The following is a 25,938-nucleotide window of genomic DNA, read 5'->3' on the forward strand; positions in this document are numbered from 1 at the left end:
CCTGACGACTCGAACAATTCTGAGAGGACCGTGCCGTGACCACCTCCACCACCGGCTGGGCCGTTGAGGCCGAGGGCCTCGTGAAGGCCTTCGGGGACACCCGTGCGGTCGACGGCGTCGACTTGCACGTCCCCACCGGTTCCGTCTACGGCGTGCTCGGCCCGAACGGGGCCGGGAAGACCACGACGATCTCGATGCTCGCGACGCTCCTTCGTCCCGACGCCGGGAGTGCCCGCGTCTTCGGCCACGATGTCGTGCGGGAACCGCAGATCGTGCGCCAGCTCGTCGGGCTCACCGGCCAGTACGCCTCACTCGACGAAGCCCTCTCGGGCGTCGAGAATCTCGTGCTGTTCTCGCGGCTGCAGGGTTGCAGTCGCGCAGGGGCAAGGCGAAAGGCCGCCGAACTCCTCGAGGAGTTCGGGCTCGCGGATGCCGCGAAGAAGCCCGTCACGCAGTACTCGGGCGGCATGCGCCGGAGGCTCGACCTCGCGGCGAGCCTCATCGCCCAGCCGCCCCTCATGTTCCTCGACGAGCCGACCACCGGCCTCGATCCGCGTACGAGGGCGCGGATGTGGCAGACGATCCGCCGCCTCGTCGCGACCGGGTCGACGGTGCTCCTCACCACGCAGTACCTCGACGAGGCCGACCAGCTCGCCGACCGCATCGCGGTCATCGACCACGGTCGTGTGGTCGCCGAGGGCACCAATGAGGAGCTCAAGGCTTCGGTCGGGGAGTCGAGCCTGCATCTCCGCCTCGTCGACGCCGACGATCTCGACGACGCCAGCGTCGCTCTTGAACGCGTGCTCGGCGCCCGCCCGGCCGTCTCGCCCGAAGCCGGCCGCCTGACTGCGCCGATACAGAATGCCGACCGCGTGACCGACCTGCTCGTTACGCTTCGCGAGTCCGGCATCCGCGTCGCCGAGATGAGCGTCTCGAAGCCGACACTCGACGAGGTGTTCCTCACGGTCACGGGCCACGGGGTCGAGCCAGACCAGATGGACGACGTCGACGCCGAGGCATCCGCCGCACTCGAAGGGAGCCGCGCATGACCACCGCGACCGTCACCCCTGCGCTCATCATCCCCGGCGCCGAGCGCTCACTCAAGAACTCCGTGGGCCTTGGCCAGACGCTCTCGAACTCGTTCGCGATGGCGTGGCGGGGGCTCCTGAAGATCAAGCGGACGCCCGAGCAGCTCTTCGACGTGACGTTCCAGCCGATCCTGCTCACCGTCATGTTCACGTACATCTTCGGCGGCGCGATCGCCGGTACACCCGAGGACTACCTGCCGTTCATCGTGCCGGGCATCCTCGTGCAGACCGTCATCATGACCTCCGTCGTGACCGGGGTGCAGCTCCGCGAGGACATGACGAAGGGAGTCTTCGATCGGTTCCGATCGTTCCCGATCGCACGCGTCGCGCCCCTCGCGGGCGCGTTGCTCGCGGACACCGTTCGGTACGCGATCGCGTCGCTCGTGACGTTCGCCACCGCCCTCGTGATGGGCTACCGGCCCGACGGCGGTCTCGCCGGCGTGCTCCTCGCGAGCGTGCTCGTGATCGTGTCGGCCTGGTCGCTCAGCTGGATCTTCGCGTTCTTCGGCGTCATAGCGCGCTCGGCGGGCGCGGTGCAGGGCATCTCGCTGATGATCCTGTTCCCGCTCACGTTCCTCTCGAACGCCTTCGTCCCGGCGTCGACGATGCCCGACTGGCTCGCGTGGTTCGTCAGCGTGAACCCGGTTTCGCACCTCGTCACCGCCACACGGGAACTCACGACGACGGGCGCGTCGGGCGTCGAGGTCTGGGTGGCGCTCGCCGCGTCCGCCGCAGTGGTCGCCGTGTTCGCACCGCTCACGGTGCGCGCCTACATGCGGAAGGCGTGATCCCGCCCGTCGGCCGAGGGCTCAGCGCACCGTCTTGCGGCTCGTGATCTGACCCGTGTCGAAGCCGAGCAGGTGCAGGCCGCCGTGGAAGCGGGCGTGCTCGACCTTGATGCAGCGGTCCATGACGACGGTGAGCCCCTGCTCCTCGCCGTAGTACGCGGCATCCTGGTTCCAGATGCCGAGCTGCACCCAGATCGTCTTCGCGCCCGAGGCGAGCACCTCGTCGACCACCTGCGGGATGTCGCTGCCGCGTCGGAACACCACGACGATGTCGGGCACCTCGGGCAGGTCGGAGAGGCTCGCGTATGCCGGCTGACCGAGGATCTCGGTGGAGTTCGGGTTCACGAAGTAGAGCCGGTAGTCGCTCGACTGCTGCAGGTAGGTGCCGACGAAGTAGCTCGAGCGCGCCGGGTTCGGCGACGCGCCGACGATCGCGACGGACTTGGCGGCGTTGAGGATCCTCAGCCGTTGCTTCGCGTCGGGTCCGATCCACGTGCGCTGCGAGTGCAGCAGCTTCGCGAGCGGCGAATTCGCGGGCAGCTCGCAGGAGAGCCCGTTGACGAGGCGCACGGTCTCGAGACTCGTGCTGAGCTCCGTCGAAGTGTCGGCCCCTCCAGCCGGGGCGGATGCCGCGGCATCCGCCCCGGTCAGGACGGCCGTGGTCGTGGCATCCGTCGTCATCGTGCTGCTCCTGTCGCGGCCGTGAGGGCCTGGTCGAGATCGTCGATGATGTCTTCAACGTCTTCGATGCCCACGCTAATCCGCACCACGCCGGGGAGCACTCCCGCATCGGCGAGCTGCTGTTCGGTGAGCTGCGCGTGCGTGGTCGACGCCGGGTGGATGATGAGCGTCTTCGCATCGCCGATGTTGGCGAGGTGCGAGGCGAGGTTCACCGACTCGATGAGCTGCTGGCCGACGGCGCGGCCGCCCTTCACCTCGAAGCTGAACACCGAACCGGGCCCCTTCGGCAGGTACTTCCGGGCGCGCTCGTGGTGCGGGTGGTTGGGAAGGCCGGCCCACAGCACGCGCTCGATGCGCGGGTCGGTCTCGAGCCACTCGGCGACCGCGCGGGCGTTGTCGACGTGCGCCTGGATGCGGTACGGCAGCGTCTCCACCCCCTGTGCGAGCAGGAACGCCGAGTGCGGCGCGAGGGCGGGGCCGATGTCGCGCAGCTGCTCGGCGCGGAGGCGCGTGAGGAACGCGTACTCGCCGAAGTTGCCCGACCACTGGAGGCCGCCGTAGCTCGGCACGGGCTGGCCGAACAGCGGGAACTTCTCGGAGTGCCAGTGGAACCGGCCCGACTCCACGACGACTCCGCCGAGGGTGGTGCCGTGGCCGCCGAGGAACTTCGTGGCCGAGTGCGTGACGATGTCGGCGCCCCACTCGATCGGACGGTTGAGGTAGGGCGTCGGGATCGTCGAGTCGACGATGAACGGGATGCCGTGGGCGCGGGCGACATCGGCGAGGCCCTCGAGGTCGGCGATCTCGCCCGACGGGTTCGCGATCGTCTCGACGAACAGGGCCTTGGTCTTCTCGGTGATCGCCGCGGCGTAATCGGCCGGGTCGGAGGAGCGCACGAACGTCGTCTCGACGCCGAACCGGCGGAGCGTGACGTCCAGTTGCGTGATCGAGCCGCCGTAGAGGTTCGCCGAGGCCACGATGTGGTCGCCGGTGCCGGCCAGGCTGGCGAAGGTGATGTACTGCGCGCTGAGGCCGCTCGCCGTGGCGACGGCGCCGAGGCCGCCCTCGAGGCTCGCGACGCGCTCCTCGAAGCTCGCGACGGTGGGGTTCGCGAGTCGGGAGTAGATGTTGCCGTACTTCTGCAGGGCGAATCGGGCCGCGGCATCCGCCGTGTCGTCGAAGACGAACGCGGTCGACTGGTAGATCGGGAGCGCGCGGGCGCCCGTCACCGGGTCGGGGATGTTGCCCGCATGGATGGCGCGGGTCTTGAAGCCGAATTCGCGGTCTGCCATGGCTTCACGCTACTGCCCGCTGTTGCGGCCTCCGCTTCGGGCCGTAACGCGAGGCAACGGATGCCGCGGCGCGGTCAGTCGACGCCGACGACCTCGTCCGTGGTGACGACGCGGGCGAATCCGCCCCCGTCGAGGTTCACGGCGGTCGCGCGCGCGAGGTCGGCCGCGGCGAGTCGGATGCCCCCCGGCCCCTCGAGGTCGAACGTGTGCGTGGCGTCGAGGGGGACGACGACGTCGTACCCGAGGTTGCCGGCCATGCGGGCCGTGGTCTCGACGCACATGTTCGTCTGGATGCCGCAGATCACGAGCTGCCGGATGCCGCGTTCCGCCAGCCATGCGTGCAGGTCGGGGTCGCCGTAGAACGCCGAGTTCACCTGCTTCGTCACGAACAGGTCGTGCCCGGCATCCGCCACCACGTCCTTCAGCGCGTTGCCGGGGGAGCCGACCGCGAGCGGCGACCCGGGGGAGACGGAGTCGTGCCGCACGAGCACGATCGGCCGGGCGGCCTCCGCCCACGTGGCGACGAGCCGGCCGATGTTCGCCTCCGCGTCGGGATTGTCGCGCTCGCCCCACGCGGGGTCGTCGAAGCCACGCTGCACGTCGATCACGATGAGGGCGGCGGTGTCGTCGAAGTCCATGGCTCCATCGTGCACGCCGTTCCGGACCGGCGGTCGGCGGAGGGGCCTTGTTGGCGGCTTGTCGCCGAAGACAGGCAGACACGCCGCGTCGGCTGCGAGAGCAGGAAGGCGCGCCCGCCGCGTCGGCGTCCCTGCCTGCTTCCGATGCGCATCGCATCTCGCCGGCCGTCTGCCGCGACTACGGTGGGCGGGTGATCCTCGAACACGCGATCCTGCCCGTCATCCCCGGCCGGGAGGTCGACTTCGAAGCCGCCTTCGCGCACGCGGAGGCGATCATCTCGGGCATGCCCGGATTCGTCGACCTCCGCCTGTCGCGGTCGATCGAGACGCCGAACGAGTACCTGCTGCTCGTGCACTGGGAGAGTGTCGACGCGCACGAGCAGGGCTTCCGCGGGTCGCCCGAGTACGCGCGGTGGCGGGAGCTGCTGCACGGGTTCTACGAGCCGTTCCCGATCGTGGAGCATTTCGCCGAGGTCGCGCGGGTCGGGTGAGGCGATCGGATGCGTGGATGGTGCGCCGCGGCATCCGCTGCACAGGGCCTGCTCAGTCCCGCTTGCTAGCTTGAGCGCAGGTCGCCGCCGGAATGATCGAAACGCAGCGGCCCCGGACGAGGGATCAGTACCCGGAACGCGACAAGACTGGCCACGGGAGCGAACAGTCATGGCGTGGGTCATCCTCATCGTCTCCGGCGTGCTCGAGGCCGTCTGGGCCACCGCGCTCGGCAAGTCCGAGGGCTTCACGAAGCTCTGGCCGTCGGTCGTCTTCTTCGGCGCACTCGCCCTGAGCATGGGCGGTCTCGCGTGGGCCATGCGCGACATCTCCACCGGCACGGCGTATGCGGTGTGGGTCGGCATCGGCGCGGCCCTCACGGTGATCTGGGCGATGATCACGGGCGACACGGATGTCTCGTGGGTGAAGCTCGCGCTCATCGTCGGGCTCGTCGGCTGCGTGGTCGGCCTGAAGCTCGTCGACGGTGCAGGTCACTAGTCCGACACGACGGCTCCACGCGCATCCTGACGGAGGCGCTGGCGGAGTCGGTGGGAGATCATCGCGAGCCCGAAGAGGATGACGCCGAGCAGCGCGACCTCCGCGAGCGCGACCAGCGCGGCGCCCCGCCACATCGCCACGATGCACACGGCGGTCGCGGCACCCGACGCGAGCCACTGGATGCCGCCGGCGGCTGCGACGGCCTGTCGAAACGCCGCGATGCCCAGGATGTAGATGCCCGCGCCGCCCGCGAGGAATGCTGCGCCGCTCGGCGACAAGCGGTCGAGCGGATGTTCGAGCACCTCGGCGAGGCCCGCGGAGATCATGACGATGCCGCCGAGGAGCGGGACGAAGCCGTACCCGAATGCGCGTCCCGCGATTCGGACCACCCGCTCGGACGGCGCTGTCTCGAGCGAACGCTCGGCGTCGTCGTCGAGGTCGAGGAAGTAGAGCGACCAGAGGGCGGCCGCGAGGCCGAGGCTCATGAGCGCTGCGACCAGGAGCGCCGGGTCCAGGACGCGATCTCCGATGCCGATGCCCAGCGCGACCATCGACTCTCCGAGCGCGACGATGAGCACGACGGAGTGGCGTTCCACGAAGTGGGCCGCGAGCAGCGAGAAGCTCCCGTATCGGCCGAACTCCAGCAGGCCGACGTGCAACGCCGCGGCGATGCCCCAGAGCCACCAGTCCGCCGCGCCCTCGACGAACCCGGCGATGATGAGCAGCACGGCCGATCCGAGGTTGGAGACCGCGGCCTGCATCACCGCCCGGCCGCCGCCGCGCTGGAATGACAGGGTGATGACGAGGTGCACCACGACGACGACGAGGTACGCCAGGCCGAACGCGAGCCCGTCGGCGCCGAACGCATTCGGCGTCGCGATCGCCATGACCAGGAATCCGCCCATCGCGACGAACAGGAGCAGTCGGCTCGGCAGCGACGACGTGGCCCTGTTGCTCGTGAGCCAGCCGTACCCGGCATACATCCACCAGATGTTGCCGAGGATCAGGAACACGGTCAGCAACCCGATGACGTCGGGCTCGTGGTGCAGCACCTCGGTGAGTCTCGTGATCGTGAGCACGAAGACGAGGTCGAAGAACAGCTCGAAGGTCGTCACCCTCGTCGTGGGCGCCGGTGCCGGCGCGAGATGGTCGCCCCTCATGGGCTCAGTGTGGCGGCCGTCGGCACTCTCCGCCAACAGCCGCGTCGGGTGGTCGAGGACGCTCGACGCGAGGGCAGAGCGACCGCCGCCGACAAGGTTGTAAAGAATCATTGACATCATGTCTGCAACGCTTTACGCTGAGCATGTCAAACAATCTTGACATTCTGACGTGAGGAGACAGCGATGGAGCGACGTGGTGCGACCCCGGTCGAGTGGTTCGCCGCAGCGGGTGGACTGGTGCTCATGGCGGGGCTCGCGGTTGCGGGCACCGGCGCGATCGGTCGGGCGCGGTCGGATGCATCGATCGACGCGATAGGAGCCGCGGCGTTCGGATGGGGCGTCGTCGCGCTCTACGTCGTGGTCCTGCTCGACATCATCGTGGCCTGGGCGCTCTGGCGCGTGTTCCGCGCCGATCGCCCCGGGGGCGCGGCGCTCGCCGCAGCCTTCCGGCTGGCGTATGCCGCGGCATTCGCGGCAGCGATCGCCTTCCTGGCAGACGCGCACCGGATCGCGGCCGGACTCGATGGGACCGGGGCGTTCGACGCAGAGGCTCGCGACGCGACCGTGTTCATGCGGCTCGGCGAGTTCGACACCGCCTGGAGTGGGGCGCTCCTCGTGTTCGCGGCGCACCTGGTCGTGATCGGCTGGCTGCTGGTGCGTCGCGGGGGCGTCTTCGCGATCATCGTGGGGGTGCTCGTGTTCGTGGCGGGCGCCGGGTACGCGGTCGATTCGGTGGTGCGGATCGTGACGCCGGAGTCCGACACCGGGGTCGCGCAATTCACGTTCATCGGCGAACTGGTGCTCATCGCGTGGCCCGTCGTGGGCGGCATCGGCTCCATCCGTGCGGTTCGTCGCCCGACTGGCGCGATGCGAGAAGGTGCGTGAGCATGTCGTACGAGGAGAAGGGCACCTGGGTCTACCTGGTCATCGCGGTCGTCGGCTACACCGTGTACCTCTCGCTCGTACTGCCGCAGGTGATCGGCGGCGTCGGCGTCGAGGACGTCGACTACGTGCCGGTCATGCTCTGGACCATCGGCGGCGCGATCGTCGCGTCGATCGTGCTCCGCATCCTCGTCGAGATCGTCTTCCCGAGCGAGAGCACGAAGGGCGACGTGCGCGACCGCGACATCGACCGGCTCGGCGAGCGCGTCGGCAGCTCGTTCGTCGTGATCGGCGCACTCAGCGCCCTCGTGCTCGCCATGCTCGAGGCCGACTGGTTCTGGATCGCGAACGTCGTGTACCTGTGCTTCGTGCTGTCGGCGCTCCTGTCGAGCGTCACGCGGCTGGTCGCCTATCGCAAGGGCGTGCCGACATGGTGAAGCCCACGAGGGTCACGAACGACATCCGCTCGCTGCGCTTCCGGGCGGGCGAGATGACCCAGGCCGAGCTGGCGAAGCGGATCGGGGTGACCCGTCAGACCGTCATCGCCATCGAGCAGGGGCGGTACTCGCCGTCGCTCGAGATGGCCTTCCAGATCGCGCGGGTGTTCGGGGTCCCGCTCGACGAGGTGTTCCAGTACCCCGACGAGCAGCAGGGAGCAGCATCATGAGAGTCGCAGCCTACGAACGGTACGGACCGCCCGAGGTCGTCGGCATGATCGAACGGCCCGATCCGATTCCGGGCGCAGGTGAGGTGCGCATGCGGGTGCACGCGGTGTCGGTCGGCGCGTCGGACAGCGCCGCGCGGTCGGGAACCCCATGGTTCGCACGCCTGGCCTTCGGGCTCCGGGCGCCGCGGAAGGCGGTGCTGGGATCGGACTTCGCGGGGGTCGTCGACGCCATCGGGCCCGGCGTCACGCGGTTCGCGGTCGGCGACCGGGTCTTCGGCGCCACGGGCGCCGCCTCGGGCGCCCATGCGGAGCTGCTGGTGGTCGCCGAGTCGTCCGCGATCGTGCCGCTGCCCGGCGCGGTGGGCATGGCGGACGCCGCGGCGATCTGCGACGGCGCACTGACCGCGCTGCCCTTCCTGCGCGACGGCGGGCACGTGGGCGTGGGTGATCGCGTGCTCGTCAACGGCGCTTCGGGCAGCGTCGGCGCTGCCGCCGTGCTGCTTGCGAAGCACCTCGGCGCCGAGGTGACTGCGGTCTGCGGGCCTGCCCACGTCGAGCTCGTCTCCGGGCTCGGCGCCGACCGCGTCGTCGACCGCACCCGCGAGGATGTCACGCGCGGCGACGCCATGTTCGACGTCTTCTTCGATGCGGTCGGCAAGACCACGTTCGTGCGAGCGCGGCGCATTCTGGCGCCGGGCGGCGTCTACCTCACGACGGTGCCGTCGTGGGCGATCATGTTCCAGCAGCTCACGTCTCGGCTCGGCCGCCGGCGGGCCGTGATCATGTTCACGGGCCTCCGCAAGGACGCGGACAAGGTGCCCGACCTCGAATACCTCGCGGCGCTCGCCGCGACGGGTGCGCTTCGGCCGCCGATCGAACGCGAAGTGCCGCTCGAGCAGGTCGCCGACGGGTACCGTCTCGTTGACGCGGGGCACAAGGCCGGGAGTGTCATCCTGCGGCCCGTGCCCGAGAACGTCGAGGCCGCGGACGCCGCCACCGAGCCCGAGTCGACGCACGCGGCATCCGCACGGCCCGAGACGAGGGCCGGCGCATGAGGGCGATCGTGCAACATGCCTACGGCGGGCCCGAGCGGCTCTCGCTCGCCGAGGTCGAGGCGCCGGTGCCGGCCGACGACGAGGTGCTGATCCGGGTGGCCGCCGTCGCCGTGAGCGTCGGCGACGTGTTCCTGTTGCACGGCGAGCCGCGGGCCGTGCGCCTCGCGTTCGGCCTCAGGCGCCCGAAGCATGCCGTGATCGGGCGGGACGTCGCGGGCGTCGTCGAGGCCGTCGGCGCGGCGGTCACGCGGTTCCACGTCGGCGACGCCGTGTTCGGCGAGTCCGAGCAGGGCGGATTCGCCGAGCTCGTCGCCGTGCCCGAGCGGTTCGTCGCCGCCCGTCCGGTGAGCGTCGACGCCGTCCACGCCGCCGCAATGGTCGTGTCGGGCACCACCGCGCTGCAGGGCCTGCGGCTCGCGGGCGTCGGGCCCGGGCAGCACGTGCTCGTGAACGGTGCGTCAGGCGGGGTCGGCGGGTTCGCCGTGCAGCTCGCGAAGGCGATGGGCGCCGAGGTGACCGGCGTGTGTCGCGGCGCCAAGGCCGAGCACGTGCGGGCGATCGGCGCCGACCACGTCATCGACTACACCCGCGAGGACTTCACCGCGGGCGACGTGCGGTACGACGTGATCTTCGACCTCGTGGCGGATCATCCGCTCGGCCGCGTGCGACGCTCGCTCGTGCCGCGAGGCACCCTCGTGCTGTCGTCGGGCAAGGGCGGGAAGGTGTTCGGCCCGTTCGGTCGCATCGTCCGCGCGTCCGTGCTCTCCCCGTTCGTGTCGCAGCGACTGCGCCCGCTCGCAGCGAGGCGCAGCGGCGAAGACCTCGCCGAGCTCGCGCGTCGCATCGACGCGGGCGACGTGCGGCCGGTCGTCGACGAGGTGTTCCCGCTCGAGCGGGCGGCCGAGGCGGTGGCCAGGCTCGAGTCCGGCGAGGTGCGCGGCAAGGTGGTCATCGCGGTCTGAGCCGGCCCCCGCTCAGCCGAGCAGCACCGCGCCGTACGCGAGCGCGGCGACGAGCACCCACGACGTCAGGCCGACGATGAGCGCGCGCCACCCCGTGTGCACGAGCTCGCCGACCCGGATCGACGCACCGAGTGCGAACAGCGCCGTCGCGAGCAGGGCGGTCTGCACCCAGTCGGTCCCCGTCAGGAGCCACTCGGGGAGCGGCACGAACGTGTTGAGCAGCACGGCGGCGAGGAACCCGGCGATGAACAGCGGCACGATCGCAGGCGGCGGTCCCGATGGCTCGATCGCGCGTCGCCGCTCGACGGCGGCCGTGATCGCGACAATCGGCGCGAGCATGAGCACGCGCGTGAGCTTCACGACGACGGCCACCGCGAGCGCAGTGGGCCCTGCCAGCTGCGCGGTCGCGACCACCTGGCCGACGTCGTGCACGCCCGCGCCCACCCAGTGGCCGAAACCCGTCGCCGAGAGGCCGAGCGGATGCCACAGCGCGGGCAGCACCGCGATGGCGAGCGTGCCGCACAGCGTGACGAGCGCGATCGGCACCGCCTGCTCCTCATCCTTGGCGCGCACGGTCGCGGCCATCGCGCCGATCGCGGACGCGCCGCAGATCGAGAACCCGCTCGCGACGAGCACCGGCTGGTGCCCCGGCAGGCCGAGCGCACGGCCGAGGCCGATCGTGCCGACGAACGTGACCACGACCACGCCGAGGGTCGTGACGATCGTCACCCAGCCCAGCCCGGCGATGTCCACGAGGCTGAGCTTGAGGCCGAGCAGCACGATGCCGAGGCGCAGCAGGCGACGCGAGGCGATGCGGAGTCCGGGCGCGAGACGGCCCTCGAGCACCGGCTGCAGGGCCGGCACCTGCCCCACGACGATGCCGAGGGCCACTGCGGCGGTGAGGATCGGCACGGCGGGCACCGCGAGGTGCACGAGCCACGAGACGAGGGCCGCGGATGCCGCGACGACGAGTCCCGGCATCCGCTCGCGCATCACCCCACGCTAGCGGAGGCGTGCGCGACCGCCCGCCGCCGTTCGCGGTGGCCGGACCGCCGGCCCGCGCGGTCAGCGGGTGCCCGCGTGGCGATCGACGAAGGCGAGCACCTCGGCTCCGGCCGGGTCGATGAGGTGGCCGCCGGGCACCCGCGCGAGTTCCGCCCCGATGAGGAGCTGGGCGAGCCGTTCGGCGCACTCGCGCAGCGGCTTCGGCGAGTCGGCGGCCACGACCATGAGCACCGGAACCCGGGTCGGAAGCTCCGCAAGCTCCGCAGCGCGGTAGGTGCGAGGATGGGCGCTGAGGTCGAGGCCGTCGCCGTGCAACTCGGCGCGGGTGCCGTCGTTCGCGCCCGCGAACATCTCGACGATCTCGGCCGGGAACGCGTCCCACGTCGCGTCGCCGAGTGCGTCGCGTACCACCGTTTCTGCGACGCCGCCCGCATCGACCGCCTCCGCGTCGAGCACGCGGCCTCGGAGGTCGGCCGCCCACCGTCGGATCGCGTCGTCGATCGAGAACACGGCGGGCTCGAGCAGCACGAGGGCGCGCACGGCATCCGGCGAGCGAAGCGCGAGCTCGAGCGCGATGAGGCCGCCCGTGCTGCGGCCGATCACGATCGCCGGCGTCGCGTCGAGCGCCTCGAGGAGCGCGAGCGCATCGCCGACGTGGTCGTCGAGGTCGACGGACGGCAGCGGGTCGTCGCCCCGACTGCGCAGGAACCCGCGCCGGTCATAGGTGATGCAGCGACCATGCCGGGCCAGCTCGCCCGCGGCGGACTCCCACATCACTGCGGAACTGGGCGTGCCGTGGATACCGAGTATCGGGACTCCTCCGCCCCTGATCTCGACGTGCAGCTCGACCGCATTCACGGTGATGCGAGGCATGACGTCAGGCTACGCCCGGGCCGGTCAGGTCGCCCAGCTCGGCGCCCAGAAGTGGAGCTGCCGGAACTCGGGCGTCACCGGCACCGCCGTCCAGATCGGGTAGTAGTACGCCGAGACGAGCACCACGAAGCCGAGGAAGATCGCCACCGTCGCGATGCCGCGTTGCCGCCGCCACGTCACGTCGTCGCGGCGGCCGAGCGCGAGCGCGATGACCGCCGCGAGCGCCAGCATCGTGTAGGGCTGGAACGCGATCGAGTAGAACTGGAACACCGTGCGGTCGAGGTACGCGAGCCAGGGCAGGTACCCGGCGGCGAGGCCGAGCAGGATCGCACCCGTCTGCCACTCCCGGTAGCGGGCGAGCCGATAGACGAGGTAGACGGATGCCGCGGCCGCCGCCCACCAGATGAGCGGGTTGCCGATGCCGATGATCGATTCCCAGCACGTGTCGGCGCCGCATCCGCCCGACCCGTCGTCCGTGGACGCGAAGTACATGTTCGTCGGCTTGAACATGATGAGCCAGGTGAGCGGGTTCGACTGCGACGGATGCTCGCCGTGCACGCCGATGTGGTACGTGTAGGCCGACTGGTGGTAGTGCCAGAGGCTCTGCAGTGCGTGCGGCACCCAGGCGAGCCATCCGGTCGCCTCGTTGCCGGCTTCGTCGGCCCAGTGCCGGTAGTAGCCGCCGTCGGTGACGAGCCAGCCCGACCAGGAGGCGAGGTACACCGCCACGGCGACCGGTACGAGCAGCAGGAACGTCACCGGCCCCTGCTTCAGCACGGAGCCGGTCAGCCAGAACGGCACGCCCGCGCGCCGACGGGCGAGTGCGTCGACCACCACGAGGTAGAGCCCGAACGCCGCGAGGAACCACACTCCCGACCACTTCACGGCACACGCGGCGCCGATCGCCACGCCAGCCGCGACCACCCACGGTCGCGCCCAGATGGCGGGCCCGTAGTGCGGGTCCCGCCCGACCTCCCGTGCCGCATCGAGCCTGCGCTCGAGCTCCCGCCTGGCCTGCTCGCGGTCGAGGAGCACGAACCAGAAGCCGAGCAGCGCGAAGAGCATGACCCAGTTGTCGAGCAACGCCACGCGCGACATCACGATGGCGTTGCCGTCGACGGCGAGCAGGAACGCCGCGATCACGGCGACGATCGTGGACGGCCAGAGGCGCCGCGCGACCATCGCGAGCACGAACACGGCGACCGTACCGGCGAGCGCGGTGCTGGCGCGCCACCAGAAGGCGTCGCCCGCGCCGAAGGCCGCCATGCCGAGCGCGATCATCCACTTGCCCAGCGGCGGGTGCACGACATAGGCGGGGTCGTCGAGGTAGATCCCGGTGTCGCCGCGTGCGAAGTCCTCGTCGGCGCCGTCGGGCCAGCTCGACTCGTAGCCGTTCTGCAGCAGCGTCCAGGCGTCCTTCACGTAGTACGTCTCGTCGAAGATCATGGCCTGCGGGTGCCCGAGGTTCCAGAAGCGCAGCACCGCGGCGAAGAGGGTCACGAGGATCGGGCCGCCCCAGTACCAGAGGGTCCGCCGCCGCGGCGTCGCGAGCACGCGGCCCCACCAGTCGTCGAGCCGCGTGCCGCGGGACTCGGCGATGGGCTCTTCGATGAGCCCGGACGCCGCAGGGTGGTCGCCGTCAGCACCGCCCTGCGATGCGCGCGCGTCGGCGGCGTCGGTCTCAACACCCATGCGCCCCAGCGTAACCGCGACCGCCGTACGGCTGACCGAGCGGCGCCCGTGAGAGACACTGGGGGCATGATCATCCTCGCGGCGACGCCCATCGGCAACCTCGGCGACGCCTCGGCGCGGCTCCGCGAGGCGCTCGCGCAGGCGACGGTCGTGGCATCCGAGGACACGCGAGTCACCCAGCGGCTTCTCGCGGGACTCGGCATCGAGCACCGCCCCCGCCTGATCGCGCTGCACGAGCACAACGAGCGCCGGAAGGCCGCCGAGCTCGTCGAGCTGGCGCGCGACGCGGACCTCCTCGTGCTGAGCGACGCGGGCATGCCGACCGTCTCCGACCCGGGGTTCCCGCTCGTGCAGGCCGCCGTGGCCGCGGGCGTCGAGGTCACCGTGATCCCCGGGCCGTCCGCCGTCATCACCGCGCTCGCCGTGTCGGGCCTGCCCACGGACCGGTTCGCATTCGAGGGGTTCCTGCCGCGCAAGGCGGGGGAACGCGCCCGGCGCCTCGCCGAGCTCGCCGGCGATCGACGCACGCTCGTCTTCTTCGAGGGTCCGTCGCGCCTCGCCGCGAGCCTCGCGGCGCTCGCCGAGGCGTTCGGCGCCGACCGGCCCGCCGCGGTCTGCCGGGAGCTCACGAAGCTCCACGAGGAGGTGCGCCGCGGCGGACTCGGCGAGCTGGCGACGTGGGCGGCCCCCGGCGTGCGCGGCGAGATCTGCATCGTCGTCGGCGGTGCACCCGAGCAGCGGGCGGATCCGGCGGGGGCCCTCGACCGCGTGCTCGAGCTCGCGGCATCCGGCATGCGGCTGAAGGACGCCGCCGCGCTCGTGGCCGCGGAGAGCGGCCTCGGCCGGCGGGACCTCTACGAGGCGGCGCTGGCCGCTCGCAACGGCCGCTGACCCACCGGTGACGGCTCGCTGAACGTTTCCCCCGCTGTCCCTCGAAGTGGGGGACAATGACACTACCGCGCATCGGTGGAGGTGCAACATGGCGCACGCAGTCAGGTTCTCCGAGTTCGGCGGCCCCGAGGTGCTCGAGGTCGTCGAGGTGCCCACGCCGGAGCCCGGCGAGGGCGAGGTGCTCGTCGAGGTGTTCGCGGCCGGCCTGAACCCCGCCGAGAGCGCGGTGCGGCGCGGCGATCACCGCGAGCGATGGCCGGTGCAGCTGCCGGCGACGCAGGGCCGCGACCTCGCGGGCCTCGTGGTCGCGACCGGCCCCGGGGTCTCCCGGTTCGCGCGGGGCGACGAGGTGATGGGGTTCGTCGACCACGGCGCGCAGGCCACGCACGTGGTCGTGCCGGAGACGAACCTGCTCCCGCGCCCGCCCGCGCTGTCATGGGAGGTTGCCGGCTCGCTCTACACCGCCGGCACCACGGCCTGGACCGCAGTGGAGGGCCTCGGGCTCTCGCCGAGCGACACGGTCGTCGTGACGGCCGCAGCGGGCGGCGTCGGATGCCTCGCCGCGCAGTTCGCCCGCATGCGAGGTGCCACCGTGGTCGGCACGAGCGTGGAGACCCGCTTCGACTTCCTGCGGCAGTTCGGCGTGCTCCCCACGCCGTATGGGCCGGCGCTCGCCGAGCGCGTGCGCGCCCTCACGTCGCAACCCGTGTCCGCGTTCTTCGACTTCCTCGGCGGCGAGACCGACGCGGCGCGCGAGCTCGGCGTGCCCGCCGCCCGCGTGTTCACCGTGCTCGATTGGGACGCCGTCGACGGGCACGACGCCGTGCGGGCCTCGGCCGGCGACGTCGTGGCGCTCAGCCGCGTCGCCGCGCTGGCGGCGGCACGACGCATCCGCCTTCCCATCGCCGACGTGTTCCCGCTCGACGCGGTGGGCGACGCGTACCGCGCGCTCGACAAGCGCGAGGCGCCCGGCAAGATCGTGCTCGGCCTGCGCGTCGTCGACTACCCCGCGCAGCGCGTGCGCGAACCCGAGATCAAGGAGCAGGACGTCACGCTCGGGGTCGCCACGCCGCACGAGCACCTCGACGTGGAGGAGGCGGTGCCGCCCGCGATCGGCGACGGCAGTGTCCGGCGACGGCATCGCGAGGAGCGCGCTCGGGAGGCGTGACCCGGCGCCGGCGTAACGCGGACCCTGCGGCATCCGTGCGCCCATAAGATTGAGCGCATGGCCGACGCCTCCTCGTTCTACATCACCACGCCCATTTTCTACGTGAACGACGTGCCCCACATCGGGCACGCCTACACGGAGGTGGCGACCGACGTGCTCGCGCGCTGGAACCGCCAGGCGGGCAACGACACGTGGATGCTCACGGGCACCGACGAGCACGGCCAGAAGATCCTGCGCACCGCCACGGCCAACGGCGTGACGCCGAAGGAGTGGGCAGACACGCTCGTCGCCGACGCGTGGAAGCCGCTGCTCGAGACGATCGACGTGGCGAACGACGACTTCATCCGCACGACCGACGAGCGCCACGAGCAGAACGTGCAGAAGTTCCTGCAGAAGCTCTACGACGACGGGCACATCTACACCGGCGAGTACGAGGGCTACTACTGCGTGGGCTGCGAGGAGTACAAGCAGCAGTCCGAGCTCGTGCCGGGCACCGGCGAGTACGAGGGCCAGCTCGTCTGCGCCATCCACTCGAAGCCCGTCGAGCTCTTGCACGAGAAGAACTACTTCTTCCGCATGTCCGCATTCGCCGACAAGCTGCTCGCGCTCTACGAGGAGCGGCCCGACTTCGTGCAGCCCGAGTCGGCGCGCAACGAGGCGGTGTCGTTCGTGAAGCAGGGGCTCGCCGACCTCTCCATCTCGCGGTCGACGTTCGATTGGGGCGTGAAGGTGCCGTGGGATGACTCGCACGTCGTCTACGTCTGGTTCGACGCGCTCCTCAACTACGTCACGGCGGTCGGCTACGGACAGGACGACGAGGAGTTCGCACGCCGCTGGCCCGCGCAGCACATCATCGGCAAGGACATCCTGCGGTTCCACGCGGTCATCTGGCCCGCCATGCTCATGGCGGCCGGCCTCGACGTGCCTCGCGGCGTCTTCGGTCATGGATGGCTGCTCGTGGGCGGCGAGAAGATGTCGAAGTCGAAGCTCACGGGCATCGCGCCCGAGCAGATCACCGCGACGTTCGGGTCGGACGCGTTCCGGTACTACTTCCTCTCGGCGATCCACTTCGGCCAGGACGGCTCGTTCTCGTGGGAGGACCTCGCGGCCCGCTACCAAGCCGAGCTCGCGAACGGCTTCGGCAACCTCGCCTCGCGCGTCGTCGCCATGATCATCCGCTACTGCGACGGCGTCGTGCCCGAGGCGTCCGAATTGTCGGCCGCCGACCACGAGATCGCGGCCATCGAGGAGCGCGCGACGGATGCCGCATGGGCGGCGGTCGGCCGGCTCGCGATCCACGAGTCGATCGCCGCCGCGTGGGAGCTCGTCGACGCCCTGAACGGGTATCTCACCGTCGAGGAGCCGTGGACGCTCGCGAAGGACCCGCACCAGCGCGCCCGCCTCGAGACGGTGCTGGCCACCGCGTACCACGGTCTCGGCACGCTCGCCGTGCTGCTCTCGCCCGTGCTGCCCAAGGCGACCGCGAAGCTCTGGACGGCGCTCGGCGCCGCCGGCACCGTGCAGGAGCAGCGCATCGACCGGGCCCACGAGTGGGCCGTCGGCGAGCGGGTGGCGCCGCTCGAGGCGCTCTTCCCGCGCGTCGAGGTCCACGCGTGAGCGCAGGGCTCGCCGCATGACGGCCGCCTCGCCCGAGCCTCGGGTCGAGGAGCCCGCGGAGCGGGCGTCTCGAGACCATCTGCGCACGCGCTCGGACGGCGGCCGGGCCGTCGAGTACCCGCCACCGCCCGAGCCGCTGGCCGTCGGCGTGTACGACAACCACACGCACCTCGAGATCGCCGACGGCGCCCTGCCGCTCGACGTGCACGAGCACCTCGAGCGCGCGGCATCCGTCGGTGTCGTGGGCGCGGTGCAGGTGGGCACGGATGTCGCGACGAGCCGCTGGTCGGCCGACGTCGCCGAGCGCGAGCCCCGCCTGCTCGCCGCCGTCGCCCTCCACCCCAACGAGGCGCCCGTGCTCGAGGCGGCGGGTGCGCTCGACGACGCCCTCGCCGTGATCGACGAGCTCGCCGCGCGGCCCCGGGTGCGCGCGATCGGCGAGACCGGCCTCGACTTCTACCGCACCGGCGAAGACGGGCGCGACGCCCAGTTCCGCTCGTTCGAGGCGCACATCGACATCGCGAGGCGTCACGGGCTCGCCCTGCAGATCCACGACCGCGACGCCCACGACGAGGTGCTCGAGACGCTGCGCCGGGTCGGCGCACCCGAGCGCACCGTGTTCCACTGCTTCTCGGGAGGGGACGAGCTCGCCCGCGTCGCGACCGAGGCCGGCTGGTACCTCTCGTTCGCCGGCAACGTCACGTTCAAGAACGCCGAGACGCTGCGCGACGCGCTGCTGGCGACGCCGCGCGACCGCATCCTCGTCGAGACGGATGCCCCGTACCTCACTCCGGTGCCGCTCCGCGGCCGGCCGAACGCGCCCTACCTGGTGCCGCACACCATGCGGTTCATGGCCGGGGTGCTCGGCGCGGACCTCGACGAGTTGTGCGCACAGGTCGCGTCGAACACGCGGGCGGTGTACGGAGCGTGGCATGATGAGCCCGTGCGGGGGGCATCGGGGTGAACGCGCATCGGCATGCGGCCGAAGGCGCCGAGAGCGCGCCGCGGCTGCTCGGGCCGGCCGAGATCCGCGACCTCGCCGAGCTCCTCGACGTGACGCCGACGAAGAAGCTCGGCCAGAACTTCGTGCACGACGGCAACACCGTCCGCCGCATCGTGCTGACGGCGGGCGTGCAACCGGGGGAGACCGTGCTCGAGATCGGGCCGGGCCTCGGCTCGCTCACGCTCGGGCTGCTCGAAGCCGGGGCATCCGTCATCGCCGTCGAGATCGACGGTCGCCTCGCCGAGCAGTTGCCGCACACCGTGCGCCTCATGCAGCCGGGCACCTCCCTGGCGGTCGTGCACGACGACGCATTGCGCGTGACCGAGCTGCCAGGCGAGCCGGTGCGGCTCGTCGCGAACCTGCCCTACAACGTGTCGGTGCCGGTGCTGCTGCACCTGCTCGAGCACTTCCCGACCCTGCAATCGGGCATCGTCATGGTGCAGGCCGAGGTGGGGCACCGGCTCGCCGCCGAGCCCGGCTCGAAGGTGTACGGCGCGCCGAGCGCGAAGGCCGCGTGGTACGGCCACCGGCGGCTCGCGGGCCAGGTCTCGCGCATGGTCTTCTGGCCGGTGCCGAACGTCGACTCGGTGCTCGTCGGCTTCGAGCGTCGCGACCAGCCGGGCACAGAGGCGGAACGGAAGGCGACGTTCGCCCTCGTCGACGCGGCGTTCCAACAGCGTCGGAAGATGCTGCGGCAGTCGCTCTCGAGCGTGCTCGGCGGGTCGTCGGCGTCGGCGGTGCAGGCGCTCGAGCGGGCCGGCATCGACCCGCAGGCGCGGGGCGAGCAGCTGCGCATCGAGGACTTCCTCGCGATCGCGCGGGCCGCATCCGCGTCGGTCGACGCGTGACGGCTGCGCGCCGCGTCGTCGCGTGGCGACACCTTCCGCGGCCCATCGGACCGCACTAGCGTGGAGGCATGGGCACGCCGGTGGGGAGCAGCGCCGAGGGGGTCGGCGACGAGGCCGTCCGTGAGGCGACGGGAAGGGACCGCGCGGAGTGGTTCGCCCTGCTCGACAGTGCCGGCGCAACCGCCTGGAAGCACAAGCACATCGGGAGCTGGCTCGTGGCCGAGCACGGCGTGGACGGGTGGTGGGCGCAGGGCATCACGGTGGGCTACGAGCAGGCACGCGACATCCGCCAGCCCGGCCAGCGCCAGGACGGCACGTTCGAAGCCAGCGTGAGCCGCACCGTCGACCTCGACACCGGCGCCGCGCTGCGGGCGCTCGCCGCGATCGTGACCCTCGAGCTCGACGTCGACCCGCTTGCGCTCAACGTGACCGCGAAGCATCCGACCGCGCGGTTCCCGCTCGACGGCGGCGAGTTCGTGCTCGCATCGGTCAGCCCCATCGACGACGGCCGATCGTCGATGGGGCTCACCTGGGGCCGCATGCCCGACGGGTCCCGACTCGCCGAGGTCAAGGTGCGCATGCGCGAGTGGTTGCGGGCGGTCGACTGACCGGGTCGCGCCGGGGCCGTGGGATAGCGTTGGAAGCATGACGATCGCGGCGACGGACGAGGCGGTGCACGTTCGGGCGCCCGGCAAGATCAACCTGTTCATGCGGGTCGGCGAGGCCCAGCCCGACGGCTATCACGACGTCGCGACCGCGTACCAGGCGGTGTCGCTCTACGAGGACGTGCGGGCGTGGCCCGACGACGAGTTCAGCGTCGCCTTCGGCGGGAGTGTCGACACTTCGGGCCTGCCGACGGATGCCTCGAACCTCGCGATCCGCGCCGCCAAGCTGCTCGCGCGCACGTCAGGCGTCCCTGGCGGCGTGCACCTCGAGATCGACAAGCACGTGCCCATCGCCGGAGGCATGGGCGGCGGGTCCGCGGATGCCGCTGCGACCCTGGTGGCCTGCGACGCGATGTGGGGCACCGCGCTGTCGAAGGAGGAGTTGCACGCGCTCGCGGCGAAGCTCGGCGCCGACGTGCCGTTCGCCCTCTCGGGCGGCACGGCGATCGGCACCGGCCGAGGCGACCGCCTCAACCCCGCACTCGCGACGGGGTCGTTCCACTGGGTGCTCGCCGTCGCCGAGTTCGGCCTGTCGACGCCCGGCGTCTACCGCGAGCTCGACCGCCGACGCGAGGAGAAGCCGCGGCTCGCGCCGGTGCACGCGCCACCCACGGTAGATACGTCGGTACTGCAGGCGCTGCGCGCCGGGGATCCCCGGCTCCTCGCCGACGCGCTGCACAACGACCTCCAGTCCGCCGCGCTCGGCCTTGCGCCAGGGCTCGGCGGCATCCTCGAACTCGGCGAGTCGCATGGTGCGCTCGCCGGTCTCGTGTCGGGATCGGGGCCAACGGTCGCGTTCCTCGCCGACGACGCGGACTCGGCCCTCGAGCTGCAGATCGCACTCTCCGCGGCGCGACTGAATGCCGTGCACGTGCACGGGCCGGTGCACGGCGCCCGCATCATCCGCGGCTGAGCGCCGGGCGCGCCCGCGCGGGGCGGCTAGGCTCGGTGGGACATGGCACACCTCTTCGGCGCCGAGCGCCTGCACCTCGAGTTCCCGACGCGCACCGTCTTCGACGAGGTCACGCTCGGCATCGACGAGGGCGACCGCATCGGCGTCGTCGGCCGCAACGGCGACGGCAAGTCCTCGCTGCTGAAGCTGCTCGCCGGCCGGCTCGAGGCCGACGCCGGGCGGGTCACACGCCGCCGCGGCATCCGCATCGGCATGCTCGACCAGGCCGACGTCGTGGACCCCGGCATGACGGTCGCCGAGGCCGTGGTCGGCGGCATCGAGGAGCACGTGTGGGCGGGCGACGCGAAGGTGCGCGACGTCATCGGCGGCCTGCTCGCGGATGTGCCGTGGCACGCCCAGATCGCCAGCCTCTCGGGCGGCCAGCGACGGCGCGTGGGCCTCGCAGCGCTGCTCGTGGGCGACTGGGACGTGGTGTTCCTCGACGAGCCGACGAACCACCTCGACGTCGAGGGCATCGCCTGGCTCGCCCGCCACCTGAAGGGTCGATGGGCCGCGGATTCCGGTGCGCTCGTCGTCGTGACGCACGACCGCTGGTTCCTCGACGAGGTGTGCACCGGCACATGGGAGGTGCACGACGGCCTCGTCGAGCCGTTCGAGGGCGGGTACGCCGCGTACGTGCTGCAACGCGTCGAGCGGGACCGCATGGCCGCGGCATCCGAGGCGAAGCGGCAGAACCTCATGCGCAAGGAGCTCGCGTGGTTGCGCCGCGGTGCCCCTGCACGTACGTCGAAGCCGAAGTTCCGCATCGAGGCGGCGAACCAGCTCATCGAGAACGAGCCGCCGGTGCGGAACCCGGTCGAGCTCAGCCGACTCGCGGTGTCTCGGCTCGGCAAGGACGTCGTCGACCTGCTCGACGTGTCGATCGTGTACCCGGTGACGGATGCCGCGCCGGGCGCCCCGACCGACCGCACCGTGCTGCACGACGTCGAGTGGCGCATCGCGCCGGGGGAGCGCACCGGCATCCTCGGGGTGAACGGCGCCGGCAAGTCGACGCTGCTCGGGCTCGTGACCGGCGCGGTGCAGCCGACGACCGGGCGCGTGAAGCGCGGCAAGACCGTGAGGATCGCGACCCTGAGCCAGGAACTCGCGGAGCTCGCCGAGTGGGCCGATCAGCGCGTGAGCGCCGTCATCGCTGAGCAGCGCACCGCCTACAGGGTCGGCGAGGGCTCCAAGGCCGTCGAGCTCACGCCGGGCCAGCTGCTCGAGCGGCTCGGCTTCACGAACGCGCAGCTGTCGACCCCGGTGAAGAACCTCTCGGGCGGCCAGAAGCGCCGCCTGCAGCTGCTGCTCATCCTCCTCAGCGAGCCGAACGTGCTCATCCTCGACGAGCCCACGAACGACCTCGACACCGATATGCTCGCCGCGATCGAGGACCTCCTCGATTCCTGGCCCGGGACCCTGCTCGTCGTGAGCCACGACCGCTACCTCGTCGAGCGCGTGACCGACCGCCAGCTCGCGATCCTCGACGGGCACCTGCGTGACCTCCCTCGCGGCGTCGAGCAGTACCTGGAGCTACGGCGACAGCAGGCGGATGCCGTGGGCGGCGTCGCCGCCGCCGAGGCGTCCCGTCCGATCGCGGCAGGCGGTTCCGCGCCCGTGGCGACGACGGGAGTCGGTGCTGCGGCGTCGACGACCGTCGCCGGCGCCGCGGCATCCGCTGCCCTCACCGGCGCGGAGCGCCGTGCCGCCGAGAAGGAGCGGTCGTCGATCGACCGCCGGCTGGAGAAGCTTCAGGCGCAGATCGCGGAGCAGCACGAGAAGCTCGCGCGGCACGACCAGGGCGACTACGTGGGGCTCGGCGTGCTCGGAGACGAGCTCGCCGAGCTCGAGGCATCCGTCGCCGAGCTGGAGACCCGGTGGCTCGAGGTGTCGGAGGCGCTGGAGACCTGACCGCGCAGACATAGTGACGCGCGGGCCACTCGCGATTCGCGGCGGACTGCAACCGGGTCCCTCGCTCTGCGGGAGTCGCGCGAGCTCAGTCGAACCCGAGGCTGAGCTTGCGCAGCAGCCCTGCGAGGCGCTTCTGCTCGGCGGCGGGCAGGCTGCCGAGGAGCTCCGCCTCCGCGTCGACGAGCCGGGTGATCGCGGCATCCACCCGGGTGAGTCCGGCGGGGCTCATCTCCACGAGGATGCCGCGTCCGTCGTTCGGGTCGGTCTGGCGGGTCACGAGGCCGCGCTCGACGAGCCGGTCGATGCGGTTCGTCATGGTGCCGCTCGAGACGAGGGTCTGCTGCAGCAGCTGCTTGGGGGAGAGGCGGTACGGGGCGCCTGCACGGCGAAGGGCGGAGAGCACGTCGAACTCGGATGCCTCGAGCTCCGACCGCGCGAAGGCCTGGCGCCTGGCGCGGTCGAGGTGCTTCGAGAGGCGAGCCACGCGGGAGAGCACCTGCAGGGGAGCGAAGTCGAGGTCGGGGCGCTCGCGCTCCCAGTCGTCGACGATCCGGTCGACCTCGTCAGCTTCCGTCATCCCACCATTATCCCGCGCCGCCCTCGGGCGCCCGATGCGCGGCGCGGCCGCGGCGGCTCGCGGCGCCTCAACTCGCGCGGAAGCCCCTCGCCCGTCTCGAGCAGCGTCTTCATCGAGCTGAGCACGTACATCCAGCCCGCGCCCGAGACATCCGCCGCCGTCTTCGGCGAGGCCTCCAGCCGGGCGTGGGTGAGGGTCACGAGGCACATGGTGCCGCCCTCCTGCGGGGTGATCTCCCACGTCACGCGGCTCGCCGGCTCGGCGGCGAGCTCCTCGTCGTACACGGACTTCCACTCGTGCACGAGCCGCCTCGGCGGATCGAACTCGAGCACCGCGTCGGTGCCCCAATCCTCGCCGCCGGGTCCGCGCGACGAACGGAGTCCGGGGGCGATCTCGATGGTCGTTCCGAAGAAGTACTTCGACGTGCGCTCGGGGCTCGTGATCGCCTCCCAGATCTCGTCCGCCGTCGCGCGGATGAAGACGTGGTGGACCTGCGTCGTCGTCATGGTCGTTGCTCCAGTTCTCGTTTGAGGTCGGCGAGCGCCGAGGCGGGCCCGACCCGGTACTTGTCGATCCAGCGGTCGTGGATGAGTCGGATCGGCACGACGTTCAGGAAGTGCAGCTTCTCGCGGCCCGAACGCCGGGTGGTGACGAGTCCGGCGTCCTCGAGCACGCGCAGGTGCTTCATCACGCCGAACCGCGTCATGTCGGCGAGCGACTCGAGATCGGCGAGGCGTGCGCCGTCGTGCTCGAAGAGGTGGTCGAGCAGGCGCCGTCTCGTGGGATCCGCAAGGGCCTTGAACACGGCATCGTCGTCATCCATCGCGATCATGATACGTGACTAATAGGTCACATGACAAGGCCGGAACGCCACGCCCCGACCCGGCAGGTCTGGCAGACTGGAGGACGCTCGGAATCACGTGTTCCGCGCGGTCCGCCATGGTGTAACGGCAGCACGACAGCCTTTGGAGCTGTGAGGACCAGGTTCGAATCCTGGTGGCGGAGCATGGCGGCGCCGATGCCGTCCCAGATCCACCACGAACGCGCGACCGCACCCACAGGAGACGCATGACCGACCAGAACCTCGCCATCATCGTGCTCGCCGCCGGCCAGGGCACCCGCATGAAGTCGGCCACCCCGAAGCTCCTGCACCCCCTCGCGGGGTCGCCGATCGTCGCGCACGTGCTGCGCACGGCGCAGGCGCTCGACGCCGCCCACGTCGTCGCCGTCGTGCGGCACGAGCGCGACGAGGTCGCCGCGATGGTGGAATCGGTGCTGCCCGGCACGCTCGTCGTCGACCAGGACGAGATCCCCGGCACCGGCCGGGCGGTCGAGCAGGCGCTCGCCGCGCTTCCGCTCGACTTCGAGGGCGAGGTGCTCGTGCTGAACGGCGACGTGCCGCTCCTCGACGCCGACACGCTCGCCGCCTTCCTCGAGCAGCACCGCGCGGATGCCGCGGAGGCATCCGTGCTCTCGGCGATCTATGACGACCCGAACGGCTACGGCCGCGTCGTGCGCGACGAACACGGCGGGTTCGACCGCATCGTCGAGCAGAAGGACGCGACCGACGACGAGCGGGCGATCGATGAGATCAACGCGGGCATCTACGCGTTCGGCGCCAACGCCCTGCGCGACCAGCTCGCGAACCTCACCACCGACAACGCCCAGGGCGAGAAGTACCTCACCGACGTGATCCAGCTGTTGCGCGAGGCGGGCTCCGAGGTGGAGGCCGTGCCGGTGTCGGAGCCGTGGCTCGTGGCCGGGATCAACGACCGCGCGCAGCTGTCGGAGACCGCCGCCCGCCTCAACGCGCTCATCGTGCGCGGCTGGCAGCTCGCCGGGGTCACGATCGAGGACCCGGCCACCACCTGGATCGACCTCGACGTGACGATCGAGCCCGACGTCACCATCCGCCCCGGCACGCAGTTGAAGGGCGCCACCGTCATCGCCACGGGCGCAGTGGTCGGTCCCGACACGACGCTCGTCGACTGCGAGGTCGGGCGGGGCGCCGAGGTGAAGCGAACGGATGCCACGCTCTCGGTCATCGGCGACGGGGCATCCGTCGGCCCGTTCGCGTACCTCCGCCCCGGCACCGTGCTCGGAGTCGACGGCAAGATCGGCACGTTCGTCGAGACGAAGAACGCGAGGATCGGCGAGGGCACCAAGGTGCCGCACCTCTCGTACGTCGGCGACGCGACGATCGGCGTGCACTCGAACATCGGCGCCGGCTCGATCTTCGCCAACTACGACGGCGTGCGGAAGCACCACTCCGACATCGGCTCGCACGTGAAGACCGGTGCGCACGGCGTGTTCATCGCGCCGGTTAGGATTGGCGACGGGGCCTACACGGGTGCCGGCACCGTCGTCCGCAAGGACGTCCCCGCGGGCGCGCTGGGCGTGAACGTGGCCCCGCAACGCAACATCGAAGGATGGGTCCAGAAGCAACGGCCCGGCACCGCGGCAGCGCAAGCGGCTGAGGCGGCCGAGGCGGCATCCGGCCCGGCATCGATCGACGCACCCGAAGACTGACGCACCG

28 protein-coding genes, 1 tRNA gene and 1 riboswitch are annotated in these 25,938 nt (G+C 71.4%); of the genes, 19 read left to right on the forward strand and 10 right to left on the reverse strand.

The window, feature by feature from the left end:
* Nucleotides 1-35 precede the first annotated feature (35 nt).
* Nucleotides 36-1,049, forward strand: coding sequence for an ATP-binding cassette domain-containing protein (locus tag ASG80_RS19745; protein ID WP_056733953.1), 1,014 nt, complete (start codon nt 36-38; stop codon nt 1,047-1,049).
* Entirely contained in the window at nt 1,046-1,876 is an 831-nt protein-coding gene (locus ASG80_RS19750) for an ABC transporter permease (RefSeq protein ID WP_056733956.1), read from the forward strand. Before ASG80_RS19745 ends, ASG80_RS19750 begins: the two co-directional genes overlap by 4 nt.
* A 21-nt stretch (nt 1,877-1,897) precedes the next feature.
* On the opposite strand, the gene ASG80_RS19755 is transcribed toward ASG80_RS19750, so the two are convergent.
* From ASG80_RS19755 to ASG80_RS19765, 3 genes are all read right to left on the reverse strand, one after another.
* A complete protein-coding gene (locus ASG80_RS19755; RefSeq protein ID WP_369816286.1) occupies nt 1,898-2,416 on the reverse strand; it encodes a CoA-binding protein in 519 nt (172 codons plus the stop codon).
* A gap of 137 nt (nt 2,417-2,553) precedes the next feature.
* On the reverse strand, nt 2,554-3,849 hold the full coding sequence (locus ASG80_RS19760; RefSeq protein ID WP_056733958.1) for an O-acetylhomoserine aminocarboxypropyltransferase/cysteine synthase family protein: 1,296 nt from the start codon (nt 3,847-3,849) through the stop codon (nt 2,554-2,556).
* A gap of 74 nt (nt 3,850-3,923) precedes the next feature.
* Nucleotides 3,924-4,487, reverse strand: coding sequence for a cysteine hydrolase family protein (locus ASG80_RS19765; protein WP_056733960.1), 564 nt, complete (start codon nt 4,485-4,487; stop codon nt 3,924-3,926).
* 191 nt (nt 4,488-4,678) lie between these two features.
* On the opposite strand from ASG80_RS19765, the gene ASG80_RS19770 reads away from it, so the two are divergent.
* Together ASG80_RS19770 and ASG80_RS19775 are read left to right on the forward strand one after the other, a co-directional pair.
* Nucleotides 4,679-4,978 carry an antibiotic biosynthesis monooxygenase gene (locus ASG80_RS19770; RefSeq protein ID WP_056733962.1) on the forward strand — a complete coding sequence of 100 codons (300 nt, stop codon included), beginning with the start codon at nt 4,679-4,681 and terminating at the stop codon, nt 4,976-4,978.
* A gap of 80 nt (nt 4,979-5,058) precedes the next feature.
* Nucleotides 5,059-5,134, forward strand: a riboswitch (guanidine-III (ykkC-III) riboswitch).
* 13 nt (nt 5,135-5,147) lie between these two features.
* Entirely contained in the window at nt 5,148-5,474 is a 327-nt protein-coding gene (locus ASG80_RS19775) for a multidrug efflux SMR transporter (RefSeq protein ID WP_056733964.1), read from the forward strand.
* Here ASG80_RS19775 and ASG80_RS19780 read toward each other — a convergent pair.
* Complete coding sequence (locus ASG80_RS19780) at nt 5,471-6,634, reverse strand: low temperature requirement protein A (protein ID WP_162256661.1); 1,164 nt, start codon at nt 6,632-6,634, stop codon at nt 5,471-5,473. The two genes, ASG80_RS19775 and ASG80_RS19780, sit on opposite strands and share 4 nt — an antisense overlap.
* Before the next feature lie 183 nt (nt 6,635-6,817).
* On the opposite strand from ASG80_RS19780, the gene ASG80_RS19785 reads away from it, so the two are divergent.
* The 5 genes from ASG80_RS19785 to ASG80_RS19805 are packed head-to-tail and all read left to right on the forward strand — an operon-like array spanning nt 6,818 to nt 10,200.
* Nucleotides 6,818-7,519, forward strand: coding sequence for a DUF4386 family protein (locus tag ASG80_RS19785; protein ID WP_056733969.1), 702 nt, complete (start codon nt 6,818-6,820; stop codon nt 7,517-7,519).
* Between the two features lie 2 nt (nt 7,520-7,521).
* Complete coding sequence (locus ASG80_RS19790) at nt 7,522-7,953, forward strand: hypothetical protein (RefSeq protein WP_056733970.1); 432 nt, start codon at nt 7,522-7,524, stop codon at nt 7,951-7,953.
* Nucleotides 7,947-8,183 (forward strand): helix-turn-helix transcriptional regulator, encoded by a 237-nt coding sequence (locus ASG80_RS19795; protein ID WP_056733972.1) that lies wholly within the window; start codon nt 7,947-7,949, stop codon nt 8,181-8,183. The genes ASG80_RS19790 and ASG80_RS19795 overlap by 7 nt, the downstream gene beginning before the upstream one ends.
* The gene (locus ASG80_RS19800; RefSeq protein ID WP_056733974.1) at nt 8,180-9,238 is read left to right on the forward strand and encodes an NAD(P)-dependent alcohol dehydrogenase; all 1,059 of its coding nucleotides are present in this window, start codon (nt 8,180-8,182) and stop codon (nt 9,236-9,238) included. Before ASG80_RS19795 ends, ASG80_RS19800 begins: the two co-directional genes overlap by 4 nt.
* Nucleotides 9,235-10,200: an NAD(P)-dependent alcohol dehydrogenase gene (locus ASG80_RS19805; protein ID WP_056733976.1), complete on the forward strand. Its 966-nt coding sequence runs from the start codon at nt 9,235-9,237 to the stop codon at nt 10,198-10,200. Before ASG80_RS19800 ends, ASG80_RS19805 begins: the two co-directional genes overlap by 4 nt.
* 12 nt (nt 10,201-10,212) lie before the next feature.
* Here the strand turns inward: ASG80_RS19805 and ASG80_RS19810 are convergent, their stop codons facing one another.
* The 3 genes from ASG80_RS19810 to ASG80_RS19820 all read right to left on the reverse strand — a co-directional run bounded on the left by ASG80_RS19810 (nt 10,213) and on the right by ASG80_RS19820 (nt 13,770).
* Complete coding sequence (locus ASG80_RS19810; protein ID WP_056733978.1) at nt 10,213-11,193, reverse strand: YeiH family protein; 981 nt, start codon at nt 11,191-11,193, stop codon at nt 10,213-10,215.
* A 72-nt stretch (nt 11,194-11,265) separates the two neighbouring features.
* On the reverse strand, nt 11,266-12,078 hold the full coding sequence (locus ASG80_RS19815) for an alpha/beta fold hydrolase (protein WP_056733980.1): 813 nt from the start codon (nt 12,076-12,078) through the stop codon (nt 11,266-11,268).
* A 24-nt stretch (nt 12,079-12,102) separates the two neighbouring features.
* A complete protein-coding gene (locus ASG80_RS19820; protein ID WP_056733983.1) occupies nt 12,103-13,770 on the reverse strand; it encodes a dolichyl-phosphate-mannose--protein mannosyltransferase in 1,668 nt (555 codons plus the stop codon).
* 66 nt (nt 13,771-13,836) lie between these two features.
* Here ASG80_RS19820 and rsmI point away from each other — a divergent pair, with 66 nt between their 5' ends.
* The 8 genes from rsmI to ASG80_RS19860 all read left to right on the forward strand — a co-directional run bounded on the left by rsmI (nt 13,837) and on the right by ASG80_RS19860 (nt 22,825).
* On the forward strand, nt 13,837-14,661 hold the full coding sequence (gene rsmI / locus ASG80_RS19825; RefSeq protein ID WP_056733984.1) for a 16S rRNA (cytidine(1402)-2'-O)-methyltransferase: 825 nt from the start codon (nt 13,837-13,839) through the stop codon (nt 14,659-14,661).
* Nucleotides 14,662-14,749: 88 nt separating this feature from the next.
* The gene (locus ASG80_RS19830) at nt 14,750-15,829 is read left to right on the forward strand and encodes an NADP-dependent oxidoreductase (RefSeq protein WP_056733986.1); all 1,080 of its coding nucleotides are present in this window, start codon (nt 14,750-14,752) and stop codon (nt 15,827-15,829) included.
* Nucleotides 15,830-15,886: 57 nt separating this feature from the next.
* A complete protein-coding gene (gene metG, locus ASG80_RS19835; RefSeq protein ID WP_056733988.1) occupies nt 15,887-17,446 on the forward strand; it encodes a methionine--tRNA ligase in 1,560 nt (519 codons plus the stop codon).
* A 16-nt stretch (nt 17,447-17,462) separates the two neighbouring features.
* On the forward strand, nt 17,463-18,410 hold the full coding sequence (locus ASG80_RS19840) for a TatD family hydrolase (RefSeq protein ID WP_082590761.1): 948 nt from the start codon (nt 17,463-17,465) through the stop codon (nt 18,408-18,410).
* The gene (gene rsmA / locus ASG80_RS19845; RefSeq protein ID WP_082590762.1) at nt 18,407-19,297 is read left to right on the forward strand and encodes a 16S rRNA (adenine(1518)-N(6)/adenine(1519)-N(6))-dimethyltransferase RsmA; all 891 of its coding nucleotides are present in this window, start codon (nt 18,407-18,409) and stop codon (nt 19,295-19,297) included. Before ASG80_RS19840 ends, rsmA begins: the two co-directional genes overlap by 4 nt.
* 68 nt (nt 19,298-19,365) lie before the next feature.
* Entirely contained in the window at nt 19,366-19,905 is a 540-nt protein-coding gene (locus ASG80_RS19850) for a DUF4287 domain-containing protein (RefSeq protein WP_056733990.1), read from the forward strand.
* Nucleotides 19,906-19,942: 37 nt separating this feature from the next.
* Nucleotides 19,943-20,875: a 4-(cytidine 5'-diphospho)-2-C-methyl-D-erythritol kinase gene (locus ASG80_RS19855; RefSeq protein ID WP_056733991.1), complete on the forward strand. Its 933-nt coding sequence runs from the start codon at nt 19,943-19,945 to the stop codon at nt 20,873-20,875.
* A gap of 42 nt (nt 20,876-20,917) precedes the next feature.
* Nucleotides 20,918-22,825, forward strand: a complete 1,908-nt coding sequence (locus tag ASG80_RS19860; protein ID WP_056733994.1) for an ABC-F family ATP-binding cassette domain-containing protein — start codon at nt 20,918-20,920, stop codon at nt 22,823-22,825.
* An 85-nt stretch (nt 22,826-22,910) separates the two neighbouring features.
* Here ASG80_RS19860 and ASG80_RS19865 read toward each other — a convergent pair whose 3' ends face one another.
* Genes ASG80_RS19865 through ASG80_RS24640 form a run of 3 tightly spaced genes read right to left on the reverse strand, consistent with a single transcriptional unit; the run spans nt 22,911 to nt 24,225 of the window.
* A complete protein-coding gene (locus ASG80_RS19865) occupies nt 22,911-23,402 on the reverse strand; it encodes a MarR family winged helix-turn-helix transcriptional regulator (protein WP_056733996.1) in 492 nt (163 codons plus the stop codon).
* Nucleotides 23,399-23,908 carry an SRPBCC domain-containing protein gene (locus tag ASG80_RS24635; RefSeq protein WP_082590764.1) on the reverse strand — a complete coding sequence of 170 codons (510 nt, stop codon included), beginning with the start codon at nt 23,906-23,908 and terminating at the stop codon, nt 23,399-23,401. The genes ASG80_RS19865 and ASG80_RS24635 overlap by 4 nt, the downstream gene beginning before the upstream one ends.
* Nucleotides 23,905-24,225: a helix-turn-helix transcriptional regulator gene (locus tag ASG80_RS24640; RefSeq protein WP_056733999.1), complete on the reverse strand. Its 321-nt coding sequence runs from the start codon at nt 24,223-24,225 to the stop codon at nt 23,905-23,907. The genes ASG80_RS24635 and ASG80_RS24640 overlap by 4 nt, the downstream gene beginning before the upstream one ends.
* A 110-nt stretch (nt 24,226-24,335) precedes the next feature.
* On the opposite strand from ASG80_RS24640, the gene ASG80_RS19880 reads away from it, so the two are divergent.
* Nucleotides 24,336-24,407 (forward strand) — tRNA-Gln (locus tag ASG80_RS19880).
* Nucleotides 24,408-24,470: 63 nt separating this feature from the next.
* The gene (gene glmU / locus ASG80_RS19885; RefSeq protein ID WP_056734001.1) at nt 24,471-25,931 is read left to right on the forward strand and encodes a bifunctional UDP-N-acetylglucosamine diphosphorylase/glucosamine-1-phosphate N-acetyltransferase GlmU; all 1,461 of its coding nucleotides are present in this window, start codon (nt 24,471-24,473) and stop codon (nt 25,929-25,931) included.
* The last annotated feature ends 7 nt before the right edge of the window (nt 25,932-25,938 follow it).

This window comes from Agromyces sp. Soil535 (assembly GCF_001428255.1).
Taxonomy (GTDB): domain Bacteria; phylum Actinomycetota; class Actinomycetes; order Actinomycetales; family Microbacteriaceae; genus Agromyces.

Coding starts and splice junctions, on each gene's coding strand:
- ASG80_RS19780 (WP_162256661.1), bottom strand. CDS start 6,634: ATGAGGGGCGACCATCTCGCGCCGGCACCGGCGCCCACGACGAGGGTG.
- ASG80_RS19865 (WP_056733996.1), bottom strand. CDS start 23,402: ATGACGGAAGCTGACGAGGTCGACCGGATCGTCGACGACTGGGAGCGC.
- ASG80_RS19795 (WP_056733972.1), top strand. CDS start 7,947: ATGGTGAAGCCCACGAGGGTCACGAACGACATCCGCTCGCTGCGCTTC.
- ASG80_RS19820 (WP_056733983.1), bottom strand. CDS start 13,770: ATGGGTGTTGAGACCGACGCCGCCGACGCGCGCGCATCGCAGGGCGGT.
- ASG80_RS19800 (WP_056733974.1), top strand. CDS start 8,180: ATGAGAGTCGCAGCCTACGAACGGTACGGACCGCCCGAGGTCGTCGGC.
- ASG80_RS19790 (WP_056733970.1), top strand. CDS start 7,522: ATGTCGTACGAGGAGAAGGGCACCTGGGTCTACCTGGTCATCGCGGTC.
- rsmI (WP_056733984.1), top strand. CDS start 13,837: ATGATCATCCTCGCGGCGACGCCCATCGGCAACCTCGGCGACGCCTCG.
- ASG80_RS24635 (WP_082590764.1), bottom strand. CDS start 23,908: ATGACGACGACGCAGGTCCACCACGTCTTCATCCGCGCGACGGCGGAC.
- ASG80_RS19785 (WP_056733969.1), top strand. CDS start 6,818: ATGGAGCGACGTGGTGCGACCCCGGTCGAGTGGTTCGCCGCAGCGGGT.
- ASG80_RS19775 (WP_056733964.1), top strand. CDS start 5,148: ATGGCGTGGGTCATCCTCATCGTCTCCGGCGTGCTCGAGGCCGTCTGG.
- ASG80_RS19760 (WP_056733958.1), bottom strand. CDS start 3,849: ATGGCAGACCGCGAATTCGGCTTCAAGACCCGCGCCATCCATGCGGGC.
- ASG80_RS19840 (WP_082590761.1), top strand. CDS start 17,463: ATGACGGCCGCCTCGCCCGAGCCTCGGGTCGAGGAGCCCGCGGAGCGG.
- ASG80_RS19830 (WP_056733986.1), top strand. CDS start 14,750: ATGGCGCACGCAGTCAGGTTCTCCGAGTTCGGCGGCCCCGAGGTGCTC.
- ASG80_RS19805 (WP_056733976.1), top strand. CDS start 9,235: ATGAGGGCGATCGTGCAACATGCCTACGGCGGGCCCGAGCGGCTCTCG.
- ASG80_RS19750 (WP_056733956.1), top strand. CDS start 1,046: ATGACCACCGCGACCGTCACCCCTGCGCTCATCATCCCCGGCGCCGAG.
- metG (WP_056733988.1), top strand. CDS start 15,887: ATGGCCGACGCCTCCTCGTTCTACATCACCACGCCCATTTTCTACGTG.
- ASG80_RS19815 (WP_056733980.1), bottom strand. CDS start 12,078: ATGCCTCGCATCACCGTGAATGCGGTCGAGCTGCACGTCGAGATCAGG.
- ASG80_RS19765 (WP_056733960.1), bottom strand. CDS start 4,487: ATGGACTTCGACGACACCGCCGCCCTCATCGTGATCGACGTGCAGCGT.
- ASG80_RS19850 (WP_056733990.1), top strand. CDS start 19,366: ATGGGCACGCCGGTGGGGAGCAGCGCCGAGGGGGTCGGCGACGAGGCC.
- ASG80_RS19810 (WP_056733978.1), bottom strand. CDS start 11,193: ATGCGCGAGCGGATGCCGGGACTCGTCGTCGCGGCATCCGCGGCCCTC.
- ASG80_RS24640 (WP_056733999.1), bottom strand. CDS start 24,225: ATGGATGACGACGATGCCGTGTTCAAGGCCCTTGCGGATCCCACGAGA.
- glmU (WP_056734001.1), top strand. CDS start 24,471: ATGACCGACCAGAACCTCGCCATCATCGTGCTCGCCGCCGGCCAGGGC.
- ASG80_RS19855 (WP_056733991.1), top strand. CDS start 19,943: ATGACGATCGCGGCGACGGACGAGGCGGTGCACGTTCGGGCGCCCGGC.
- ASG80_RS19860 (WP_056733994.1), top strand. CDS start 20,918: ATGGCACACCTCTTCGGCGCCGAGCGCCTGCACCTCGAGTTCCCGACG.